General features: G+C 27.4%; 10 protein-coding genes. 2 read left to right on the top strand and 8 right to left on the bottom strand.

Annotated elements, in window-relative coordinates; translation table 11 throughout:
- The 8 genes from AVBRAN12654_RS05810 to murJ all read right to left on the bottom strand — a co-directional run.
- Nucleotides 1-962 (bottom strand): M50 family metallopeptidase (locus AVBRAN12654_RS05810; RefSeq protein WP_336614119.1); only part of this gene is annotated, 962 nt, incomplete at its 3' end.
- Entirely contained in the window at nt 959-1,498 is a 540-nt protein-coding gene (pgsA, locus tag AVBRAN12654_RS05805; protein ID WP_214117756.1) for a CDP-diacylglycerol--glycerol-3-phosphate 3-phosphatidyltransferase, read from the bottom strand. The genes AVBRAN12654_RS05810 and pgsA, both read right to left, overlap by 4 nt.
- Nucleotides 1,498-2,280 (bottom strand): enoyl-ACP reductase, encoded by a 783-nt coding sequence (locus tag AVBRAN12654_RS05800; RefSeq protein WP_214117735.1) that lies wholly within the window; start codon nt 2,278-2,280, stop codon nt 1,498-1,500. Before AVBRAN12654_RS05800 ends, pgsA begins: the two co-directional genes overlap by 1 nt.
- Nucleotides 2,280-3,173, bottom strand: coding sequence for a 4-hydroxy-tetrahydrodipicolinate synthase (gene dapA, locus AVBRAN12654_RS05795; protein ID WP_214117734.1), 894 nt, complete (start codon nt 3,171-3,173; stop codon nt 2,280-2,282). Before dapA ends, AVBRAN12654_RS05800 begins: the two co-directional genes overlap by 1 nt.
- The gene (locus AVBRAN12654_RS05790; RefSeq protein ID WP_336614118.1) at nt 3,170-4,399 is read right to left on the bottom strand and encodes a M16 family metallopeptidase; all 1,230 of its coding nucleotides are present in this window, start codon (nt 4,397-4,399) and stop codon (nt 3,170-3,172) included. The genes dapA and AVBRAN12654_RS05790 overlap by 4 nt, the downstream gene beginning before the upstream one ends.
- A 10-nt stretch (nt 4,400-4,409) precedes the next feature.
- Nucleotides 4,410-6,164, bottom strand: a complete 1,755-nt coding sequence (locus tag AVBRAN12654_RS05785; protein ID WP_336614117.1) for an ABC transporter ATP-binding protein — start codon at nt 6,162-6,164, stop codon at nt 4,410-4,412.
- The gene (gene cysS / locus AVBRAN12654_RS05780; RefSeq protein ID WP_336614116.1) at nt 6,161-7,507 is read right to left on the bottom strand and encodes a cysteine--tRNA ligase; all 1,347 of its coding nucleotides are present in this window, start codon (nt 7,505-7,507) and stop codon (nt 6,161-6,163) included. The genes AVBRAN12654_RS05785 and cysS overlap by 4 nt, the downstream gene beginning before the upstream one ends.
- On the bottom strand, nt 7,494-8,906 hold the full coding sequence (gene murJ / locus AVBRAN12654_RS05775) for a murein biosynthesis integral membrane protein MurJ (protein ID WP_336614115.1): 1,413 nt from the start codon (nt 8,904-8,906) through the stop codon (nt 7,494-7,496). The genes cysS and murJ overlap by 14 nt, the downstream gene beginning before the upstream one ends.
- Nucleotides 8,907-8,968: 62 nt before the next feature.
- On the opposite strand from murJ, the gene AVBRAN12654_RS05770 reads away from it, so the two are divergent.
- Both AVBRAN12654_RS05770 and ruvA read left to right on the top strand, forming a co-directional pair.
- Nucleotides 8,969-10,852 carry a flagellar assembly protein A gene (locus tag AVBRAN12654_RS05770; RefSeq protein WP_336614114.1) on the top strand — a complete coding sequence of 628 codons (1,884 nt, stop codon included), beginning with the start codon at nt 8,969-8,971 and terminating at the stop codon, nt 10,850-10,852.
- A complete protein-coding gene (gene ruvA / locus AVBRAN12654_RS05765) occupies nt 10,849-11,403 on the top strand; it encodes a Holliday junction branch migration protein RuvA (protein WP_214117728.1) in 555 nt (184 codons plus the stop codon). The genes AVBRAN12654_RS05770 and ruvA overlap by 4 nt, the downstream gene beginning before the upstream one ends.
- Nucleotides 11,404-11,406: the final 3 nt, after the last annotated feature.

Genomic DNA, 11,406 nt, shown 5'->3' with positions numbered 1-11,406 from the left:
TTAAAAACTATATGCCCGCCATCAAGCACAGGAATAGGTAAAAGGTTTAAAATTCCAAGATTAATTGATAGTAAAGCCGTGATTATTAGCAGTTTTGAAATTCCAAGTGTAGTAGCCATTGTAGTTGTGTCGGCTATGCTTATAATTCCACCTATATTTTTAGGGCTAACTTCAGCTAATATTAATTTTTTAAGACCTTCAAGGATTAAAAAAGCCCCATCTAAACTCTCTTTAAAAGCCCAAGCAAACACACTAAAATCTCTATGATATTCTATAAAAGTCTCATTTTTAGGCACAATTCCTAATAGTGGTTTTGTGATGATTTCTCCGAAAATATTTTGAGTTTTGCCTTCGTAAGTTTTAATATCAAGTTCTAAAATTTCATTATTTCTTAATACTTTTACATTAATACTACTATCATTTACGAGTGGTTTTATATCGTAAAAATTATTAATTTTAGTGCCATTGATTTTTAGTATTTTATCATTTACTTTTAGTTTTGTATCAGCATATTCGCTAAGCGCACCAATAGTCGGACTAAGCCTTTCAACCCCTACAAAACCTAAACTTATATAGATTAAAAATGCTAAAAGTAGGTTAAAAAATGGACCTGCAAAAAGAATTAAAATCTTTTTAAATGGGTGTAATACCGAATAGCTATCATAATCATAATTTTTAAGAGTAGGGTCGCTATCATCTTGACCTTTCATCTTGACATATCCACCTAAAAACACGCTTGATATTTGATAATCAGTGCCTTTATAATGCTTCACATAAATTGGCTTTCCAAACCCTATGCTAAATGTTAAAACTCTAACTTTAAAGTATTTTGCAGCTAAAAAATGCCCTAATTCATGAAAAAATATCAAAAAAGAAAGTATTAAAATAGTGCCTAAAAAACTAGCCCCATAATGCCAAAAGCAAAAAGCTAAAACAATAAAAGTGAGAATTATATTCTTCATTTTTTTGCCTTAGCGTATTCTATTACATAAATAGCCCCAGAATAAATAGTAAAGAAAAAGCATAGATAAAATAAAATATCTTTTCCCCACCAATCCATTAGTAAAAATCCAATTGCTAACATTTGAAATGTTGTTTTGATTTTACCACTCATATTTGCAGCGATTTTAAGCCCATCAGCTACTATCATAACTCTTAAGCCAGTTATAAAAAACTCACGAACTAATATAAAATAAACTAGAATTTCATTAACCCTTCCCATCATCATAAGCCCTAAAAACGCTGCTAAAGTAAGCATTTTATCAGCTAAAGGGTCTAAAATCTCTCCTAAAATTGTTTTTTGATTCCAAGACCTTGCAATATATCCATCAAAAAAATCAGTTATAGAAGCAATAGTAAAAATAAGAGCTGCTAAATAATTTATCCAAGAAATATGTATATTGTGAGTATTAACCAACACATTTGAGTGCGTTAATAATATAAATAAAATTGGTGCTAGGACTATCCTAGCACTAGCCAAAAGATTAGGTAAATTCATCACTTGAATGTTGTTCCACCATCTACAATGAATGTATGTCCTGTAACCCAACTAGCTTTATCGGTGCATAAGAATAAACAAGCACCTGCTAAATCTTCAGGTTGCCCCATACGATTTAATGGGCTTAAATTCATTGTAGCTTGTTTTACTTCTTCATAATTAGTAAATGCTTTTAGAGCATCAGTATCAATTGGACCACCACTTACAACATTTACACGGATATTTTTCTCGCCTAATTCAGTTGCTGCATATCTAGCCATTGCTTCAACAGCAGCTTTTGCTGTCCCATGACCTGCATAATTTTCAATATGAACTAAATTCCCTGTGCTAGAAATTGAAATAATACTTCCACCGCCAACTTTTTCCATTCTCTTAGCTGCTTCTTGAGCACCACAAACAAAAGCATTAACAGTAGCTGTAAAGATATTATTAATTCCACGAGGCTTAAGTTTCATAAACTTAGTATATCCACCTACAACTGCACGACCTGTAATAATTGCATTTGAGATAAAGAAATCAACCCTATCAAAATCTTCATCAATTTTTAAAAATAAATCTTTATAAGTTTCAGGCTCAAGTATATCAAATGGATAGCATTTAGCTTTAACTTTGTAAGTTTTTTCAATATCAGCAACAATTTCTTGTGCGATTTGTTCGTTTGAATTATAAGTAAATGCAACATTACAACCTGCTTTTGCAAATTCGTATACAATAGCCTTACCTATACCACGAGTTCCACCGCTTATTACTAATACTTTATCTTTAAAATTAATCTCTTGCATTAAAATCCTTTTATATCATAATTTTTCATAACTTCTTCTATTCTTTTTAGATTTTCTTTACTAGGAGCACAAAGTGGCAAACGATATTCAAGACTAGGAAGTAATCCTGCTATAAACATTGCTGCTTTTATTGGAATTGGGTTGCTCTCACAAAATAAAATCTTATTTATATTATAAAGTTTATCGTTAATAGATTTTGCATTTTTATAGTTTTCTTTTAAAGCTTCGTGAGTTAAATTAGCAATTTCATTTGGTAAAAGATTTGAAGTAACGCTAATCACACCACTACCACCATTGCTTAAAATAGGATAATTTATACTATCTTCTCCACTTACAAGTCTTAGTTTTGGCTCGTTTGCTAATAAATCTACGCACTTATCTATATTTCCACTTGCTTCTTTTACTCCGTAAATATTAGGACAATTTCTAAAAAGTTCAATTATAGTTTGACTAGCTATTTCACAACCTGTTCTTCCTGGAACATTATAAAGCATAATAGGAATATCAATTGATTTAGCAATAGCTTCATAGTGTTTATATAATCCACTTTGCATAGGTTTATTATAATATGGAGTAATGCTTAAAATCCCATCAGCTCCACACTCTTGAGCAAATTTTGCTAAAGATATTGCTTCGTGAGTTGCGTTTGAACCTGCACCTGCTAAAACCTTAGTATTTGTTCCTTTACAAACACTTACTGCGATTTCTATACATCTTTTATGCTCTTCATGAGTTAAAGTTGGGCTTTCTCCTGTGGTTCCAACAGGAACTACGGCATCAATTCCATTTGCTATTTGTCTTTTAACTAGCTTTTCATAACTAAGTTCATCAATTTTATCATTTTTAAATGGTGTTATTAAAGCTGTCATTGCACCTATTATTTCTTTTTTCATACTTTCTCCTTTAAAATTATTTGAGTTAAATTGTCATCTTTTAGATATTTTTTAAAAACTTGGTTTAAAATTTTATAATCTAATTCTTTTGAAGTTAGAGAATTTAAAAATACATTTACATCTCCAAAACATTCAAATTTACCAATTCCACTCGCTAAAGCACTTGGGTTGGATTTTACTTGATTTATGCTTAATTCTAATTGATTATAAATTGTTCTTGTATCAAATTTATTAAATTTTGTTTGATTAATTAATTTTTTTAGTTGCTTTATTGCTGATTTTGTATTTACTAAATCATTACAAACTCCAAAAATTATAAATAAATTTTCATTCTTAGAGCTTTGTGCGTAAAAGTCCAAATCAGCACATAGATTATATTCATTTATCATTTTATTTTTTATAATTGAGTTTTTATCAAGATTTAAAAATATTGAAATAGCCTTTAAATACTCAAAATCTTTGTGATTAAATGCAGGTATTTTATAAGCACAAGCAAAAATATTAGAATTTAGATTAGGAAAACTAAGTTCTATTTCTTTTAGACCTGTTCTATCTGGCTCATATACTTTATTTTGTGTGATTTTTTTTGCTGATTTTTTACTAAAAATCTCTTCGCACATACTAAAAATATCAATATTAGCTAAATCTCCGCTAATTACTATACAAGCATTATTTGGTGCATAGAATTTAGTATAAAATTCTTTTACAATTTTAGGTGTAAGATTTACTATATCATCAGCAAATCCAATCGGCGTCCAATGATAACTAGTCTTTATAAAAGCGTAATTATAAATAGCATTATATAAATACCCAAAAGCATCATTTCCTACTCTTAATCTCTCTTCTTCAAGGACTACATCTCTTTCTTTATAAAACTCATCTTTATTAAACAATAACTCACTCATCATACTAGAATATAATTCTAAAACCCTTTTAATATGAATATTTGCGATATTTACATAATATTGAGTGTAATCAAAACTAGTGCAAGCATTATTTACTCCACCTAATGCTTTTATTATCTCATCAAATTCTCCAGCCTTATGAGTTTTTGTGCTTTTAAAAGATAAGTGTTCTAGCAAATGTGCTATACCGCTTTTGCCTAATTCTTCATAACTTGAGCCTACTTTATAAAAGATATTTACACTAGCTACACCTGAATTATCATTTAGATTTATGGCATAAATTTTTAAGCCATTTTTTAATACTTTACTTTCTATATTCATTTTATCTCTTTTAACATTCTTCAAATTTTTCTTTTAATTTTTTATAAAATTCATTATTTTCTAAGCTTTTATCGTTTCCAAATCCCACCATTTTAGAATTATCTAAAATCAAAATATTATCAGCAATTGCAATAGAATTTAATCTATGTGCTATTAGAATAATTATCTTATCTTGCTTAATATTTACTAAGCTTTTTGATATTAAATTCTGACTTTCATTATCTAAAGCACTTGTTGCTTCATCAAAAATTATTATTTCAGGATTTTTATAAAACGCTCTTGCAAGTGCTAGGCGTTGTCTTTGACCGCCGCTAAAATTATTACCTTTTTCACTTAGTTTAGTATAAATTCCATCAGGCATAGCACTTATAAAATCATAAGCATTTGCAAGTTTTAAAGCATTGATTACTCTTTCTTCATCAAATTCATTTGCATAAGCAATATTATTTGCAATAGTATCGCTAAATAAATAAATATTTTGTGTAACTATTGCTATTTTTTCTCTTAAGCTATCTAGTGAATAATTTTTATAATTGTTATTATTTATTTTAATTTCTCCAGAATTTAGCTCATAAAATCTTAAAATAGTATTTACTAAAGAGCTTTTTCCACTACCACTTCTTCCTATAATTGCGGTGATTTCGCCTTTTTTAAACTCTATACTAACATTATCTAAAGCTAATTTATTATCGTATTTTAAACTAGCATTTTGTAATTTTAGGCTTTTAATTTCTTGATTTAAATTCTCATCTCCGCCTTTAATATCAGGCTCAAGGTCAAGCAAATAAAAAGTCCTTGTGCTAGCTGCTAGGTTTGTTTGAAGACTTGCATAAAGACTTGTAATTCTTTTAACAGGAGTATATATCAAAAATAAAGCCGTTAAAAATGAGAAAAAATTGCCTATTTGCATAGAGCCATTTATAACTTCCATTCCACCTATTATTATAGTTGCCGATACGCCTAAAGCACCAAAAGTTTCCATAATAGGGCTTGTAAAGGCATTTATTTTAGTTCCACGATAGATTAATTTTGCTACATTTTCATTGCTATTTTTGTATTTTTCTAGCTCTAATTTTTCAGCATTTGATGATTTAACTAGCTCAATATTGCCTAAAATCTCATTTAGTCTTGAAGTAAGCTCGGCATAATTTTGTTGTGTTGCTACTCCTATGCTTTTTAATTTTTTTATGAAATATCTAATAGGAAGCATAGCAGCAGGTAAGATAATAAATGCAAAAAAAGCTAATTTTGGGCTTTGAGAAATCACTACATAAAGTAAGCCTAAAGTTGTAATTATTTCTCTTGTAATATCAGGAATGAAATTAGTAAGCACATTTTGAAGACTTCCAATATCATTTAAAGAGCGTGATATTAGCTCTCCACTAGGGTGTTTTTGAAAGAATTTCATATCCATTACTATGATTTTTTTTAGGATTTTTTGTCTTAGTCTTTTTGTAATTTCTATACCTATAAAACCCATATTAATTGTTTGCATATAAAGACCTAAATTCTTTATAAAATATAAAGCAAACACACCTAAAGGTAAGATATATAATAATGTTACATCTTTTTCTACAAAGATTTTATTTAAAATCGGTTCAATAATCTTAGCACTACCAGCAGTTCCAGCTGAAGCTAAAATCATACCTATTATTGCTAGAAAAAATCTTATTTTATAATCTTTAAAATAGTGCTTAAACCTTTTTAATACATAAGATAATTTTAATTGGGATACATTTTGATTTTCTATTTCTTTTAAATTCATAAAATCTCCCAATCAACACCATTAGCGCTATCTTGAATGCTTACGCCTAAATTACTTAATTCATTTCTAATACTATCGGCTTTTGCGTAATCTTTATTTTTTTTAGCTTCATTTCTTTCATCAATTAATTTTAGAATTTGAATACGGAATTTCTCATCACAATTTTGTAAATATTCATTAGGATTAATCACTCCAACTCCTAATAATTCAACAATAGCTAAAAACTCATTTTTAAGCTCATCATTAGCTTTTATAGTATTTGCATAATTTACCCATTCATCTACAATTGCAAGTGCTTTTGAAGTATTTAAATCATCGCTTAAAGCTTCAACTAATTTTGCTTTTAGTTCACTATTGGGTGCTATTGTTTTTAAATCTAGTTCATTTAAATTAAGCTTTTTTTTCACTCTAAATATTTTATCAAGGCGTTTTTTAGAAGCTTTTAAATCAGTAATTGTGTAATTAAAATCTTGTCTATAATGAGTGCTTAGTAAATAAAATCTAAGTGTTTCTCCGCTAAATTCTTTTAAAGCGTCTTTTACAAAAAAGCTATTATTTAGACTTTTACTCATTTTTTCGTTATTAATATTTACAAAGCCATTATGTAGCCAAAAAGTAGCTAGTTCGTTTTTAGTTGCTAAGCGACATTGACAAGCTTCGTTTTCGTGATGTGGAAACAACAAATCAGCTCCACCACAATGAATGTGTAATTTAGGAAAAATATCTAAAATCATACAAACACATTCAGTATGCCAACCAGGACGACCTGTGCCAAAACTTGCTTTATAATAATTCTCATCAAATTTCCATAATACAAAATCACTTGCATTCTTTTTATCTACTTCATTTTCAAGTCTTGAGATAGTATCATCTTGAGGTTTGTTTGAAATACTTAAATAAAGTTTATCTAAACTTGTATTTAAATATATTCCATCATCTAATCTATAAGCATATTTTAATTCAAGCAATTTTTCAATAAAACTAATCATTTGATTAATATATTCAGTTGCTCTTGGGCTAATATCAGGCTCTAAAACATTTAAAGCTTTCATATCAGCTTCATAACTTTTAATATAAGTTTCGCTAATTTCAGTTAGACTTTTGCCACTTTCATTCATTTTTTTGATTAATTTATCATCAATATCTGTGTAGTTTTTCGCTAATTTTACTTCAAAACCATTTGCTTTAATTACTCTTTTTAATAAATCAAAACTTATGCTTGACCTTGCATGGCCTAAATGTGCGTCATCATAAACGGTTGGACCGCAAACATATATATTTATACATTCATTTTTATATGTAAATTCTTCTTTTTTTCTAGTTTGTGAGTTAAAAAATTGCATTTAAAAATCCTTTTAAATATATTAAAACATAAGCAAATATTACACTAATAAAGATAATTCCTAAGCAAACGCTAGGTCTTAAAATACTAAAAAATCTAGCATAAGAAAATACAAAAAGATAAGCAAGTAGTATAAACCAAGCAGAAATATTAGCACTTATACAAAAGGCTAAAATACCAAAATCTTTTATCAAACATAAACTTGCAATTATACTTATAAAACAAGACATTATTGAAATCTTAGCAGCAATTGAGTGTAAATAATTTGCATTTATCCAAGCTAAAAATAATTTTGAAATTCCAAGTGGAACTATACATAATATATAAAGCCTTAAGACTTTAGCACATTCAAGTGTGTTTTCATTTGTAAATGCTCCACGCTCAAATAAGAGTTTAATTATCTCTTCGCTTAAAATATAGCCTGTTAATGCAGCAAGTATTAATAAAAGTAGCATTAATTCAAATATTTTTTGAATACTTAAAATAGCATTTTGAATTTTTCCTTGTTTAATATAAGTAATTAAGCTTGGGAAAAATACTTGAGTAAAAGCTATAGCAATTAAGGCTAATGGGAGTTGATAAAGTCTAGTTGAATAATTAAGATATGAAATACTTGCGTGAGCTAATGAACTAGCTAGAGCAATTTCAACCAATGAGTTTAATTGTGAACTTGATGAGCCAATTAAAGATGAGCTAAAATTTTTAAAAAAGCCTTTAAGAGAAGTTTTTTTATTTTTATGATTTAAATTCTTTACATAAATTATCATAGAATGAAAGATTTTATTATCCTTTAAAGCAATCATTAAAATAATTACTTGAATAAAAGCACTTATTAAAATAAAATAAGTAATCATTTTAAGCAATTGTAATTTTTCTAAATCTTTAAATATTAAAAGAGCTGCTACACAGGCAAAATTAAAAATAGAAGCGCTTATGCTAGTTATAAAAAATCTACCTTTATAATTAAGTAAAGACGCAAAAAACGAAGCACAAAAAATAATCACTAAATACCAAATATTAAGCCCGATTAAAGGTGCTGATATTTTTTTAATCTCATCATTAAAACCATAGGCTATTAGATTAGTAAAGATATTAGAAAACATAAAAACAATTAAGGCTATTAAACTAAGTATAGCTATAAAAATTATAAGTATCTTTACACAAAATTCGCCTTTACGATTAGTTTTGGCTAGATTTGGTAAAAAGCTTTGATTAAATGTGCCTTCGGTAAATAAGGTTCTAAAAACACTCGGAAGCTTTATCATTATAAAAAATATATCAGAATAAATACTAGCCCCTAAAAATCTAGCTAGTAAAAAATCTCTACAAAAGCCACTTATTCTTGATATTAAAATACCAAAAATATTGAAAAAATATTTTTTTATTAGTTCTTGTTTCATTCATTTTACTTTTTTAATTTATTTTTAGGTATATTAACGAAAAAAAATAAAGGCTTTACAATTTGGAAAAATACATAATCAAAACAGATAAACCTTATGATGAATTAACAAATTATGCAAATAGATATAGAAAAGATATAAATAATTTAGATTTTAAGGTTCTTCATTATGAGACAATAATTACTAAAGATGGAATGTCTCAAACCCTTTTAGAACACGAATTAGAAGTATTTAACGATGATAAATTCTTTAATGACGATATGGAAATTAAACAAATATACGAAATAGAAATAATAGACAATATTGTTCCATTAATTGATTTTAAGATAGGAACAAATAAAAATCTTACTAAGGTAGTAGCAAATTTTAGTGCTATAAATTATGATGATAAAATAGAATTTGCTGAATATATAGAAAATATTAGAGATTTAATTAATAAAAAATTTATAAAAGCAGGTTTATTACTAGGCATTAGAGAATTTACTTTTCAAGAGCAGCTTGTAAAAATGCTAAAGGCATTTGAAAGTAAGCAAATTATGGAAGCTAGTATAGTTTTAGCTAATGGGATTGAGCCAATTAATGCTATTAATTCAGAAACCAAGCTTTATTATAAAGATAAAAAAGTAGATGAAAATGCTAAAATTGATTATTCTCAGCGTGGTTTTATAAATGCTATTAGTAAAGATGAATTAATAATTGAATTTATTAAACCAATAAAGGCTGTTAATGGTAAGGATTTAAAAGGAAATATCATTAACGCTACTAATTCTAATATTATAAGTGAGCCTGATTTTAAGGTTAGTGAAAATATTAGAATGCTTGAAGATGATTTGAGTATAAAGTATTATGCAAATATAAATGGCTATGTAACTTTTGTTTATAGAGATAAATTGTATGATATAAAAGATAGTGTTAGCGTTCAAGCTGTGGAATTTAAAACAACAGGCTCAATTGATGCAGGTATTAATAAAGATATTACTTTAAATGTTGATGAACAAGATTATTTAAAAGACGCAGTAGGGGCAAATCTTAGTATAGAAGTAAGCACACTTAATGTAAAAGGAAATATCGCTCAAAATTCAGTAGTAAAAGCAAAGATTGCAAATATAGGCGGACAAACTCATTCAAAAAGTAAGATTTATGCGAAAAAAATCAATATAGAAGTGCATAGGGGTTATTGCGAAGGCGAAGATATAGAAGTAAATAGGCTTGAAAATGGCGTTATTATAGGAAAAAATGTAAGAGTAAAACACGCATTAGGCGGTAAAATCATAGCAAATAAAGTAATGATAGATACGCTCACAACTAATACAACTATAGAAGTTAGTGATATTGCAGTTGTTAAAGAGTGTTTAGGAGAAAATAACAAATTCTTAGTAAGTGCTAGTAAATCTCCAATAATTGTTAAAAGTCTTGAAAAAACTTTAGGTCAATTAGCCGAAGTAAATAAAAATCTATTATCTTTACCAAAAATTATAGATAGTAAAAAATCAATCATAGACGCTAATAAAGATAGTATTATGCAAATTAAACAAAGATTAGCAGAGATGAAACAAAGTAATATTATTCCACCTACTGCATTTTTGCAAAAAATTAGAGATTATCAAAATGTTGTGCTTGAATATAATGATTTAATTACTAAATTAAAAGATTTTAAAGATAAGCATAAAGATTTAGAAGATGATTTAAAAAGATTGCAAAATAAAGTCTATGAAGCAAAGGTTATAAATACTAAAAGATGGGCGAATTTAAATGAAATTAAATTCAAATTACTTTATCCTGATATTGAACTAACTTATAATACTAAAGAATATGAAGATTTATATTGTTTAAAATTAGAAAGAGTTATGATAGGTGATGAAGAAAGTGCAAAAATAGTAAAGCTAAAAAGAACAGAAGTTAAAAATTACGAAGATGAATTTATGGAAGAAAAGGAAGATTATTGATAGTTTATTTAGAAGGTGAAGTTATTAAAAAAACTCCTGCGTTTATAATTTTAAAAACTTATGGAGTAGGGTATGGAATAAATCTTAGCTTATTAAGTGCTGCTAGGATTAATAAAGGAGATAAAGTAGCTTTATTAATTACTCAAATTATTAAAGAAGATTCAAATAAATTATATGGCTTTTTAGATGAAAGTGAGCAAATATTATTTGAAGCCTTAATAAAAGTAAATGGCATAGGTGCTACAAGTGCTATGGCACTTTTATCATCAATGGATGTAGCGAGTTTGCAAAGTGCTATTATTAACGAAAACGCAAAAGCTTTATGTAAAGCTCCAGGAATTGGTGCTAAGAGTGCAAGTAGATTAATATTAGAATTAAAAGATAAAATAATCAAATTAGGAATAAGTGCGGAGAATAATTATTATTACGAAGCTAGTGAAGCTTTACTTGCTTTAGGTTTTAAACAAGAAGCTGTGATTAAAGCTTTAAAAGATATAAATGCAAATAGTGTTAGCGAAGTAATAAAACTAGCTCTTAAAAAATTAAGTTAAGGA

It is taken from the genome of Campylobacter sp. RM12654 (genome assembly GCF_020137585.1).
Classification (GTDB): domain Bacteria; phylum Campylobacterota; class Campylobacteria; order Campylobacterales; family Campylobacteraceae; genus Campylobacter_E.
This window is presented reverse-complemented; position numbering and strand designations above follow the sequence as displayed.

Coding starts and splice junctions, on each gene's coding strand:
- pgsA (WP_214117756.1), bottom strand. CDS start 1,498: ATGAATTTACCTAATCTTTTGGCTAGTGCTAGGATAGTCCTAGCACCA.
- AVBRAN12654_RS05800 (WP_214117735.1), bottom strand. CDS start 2,280: ATGCAAGAGATTAATTTTAAAGATAAAGTATTAGTAATAAGCGGTGGA.
- dapA (WP_214117734.1), bottom strand. CDS start 3,173: ATGAAAAAAGAAATAATAGGTGCAATGACAGCTTTAATAACACCATTT.
- AVBRAN12654_RS05790 (WP_336614118.1), bottom strand. CDS start 4,399: ATGAATATAGAAAGTAAAGTATTAAAAAATGGCTTAAAAATTTATGCC.
- AVBRAN12654_RS05785 (WP_336614117.1), bottom strand. CDS start 6,164: ATGAATTTAAAAGAAATAGAAAATCAAAATGTATCCCAATTAAAATTA.
- cysS (WP_336614116.1), bottom strand. CDS start 7,507: ATGCAATTTTTTAACTCACAAACTAGAAAAAAAGAAGAATTTACATAT.
- murJ (WP_336614115.1), bottom strand. CDS start 8,906: ATGAAACAAGAACTAATAAAAAAATATTTTTTCAATATTTTTGGTATT.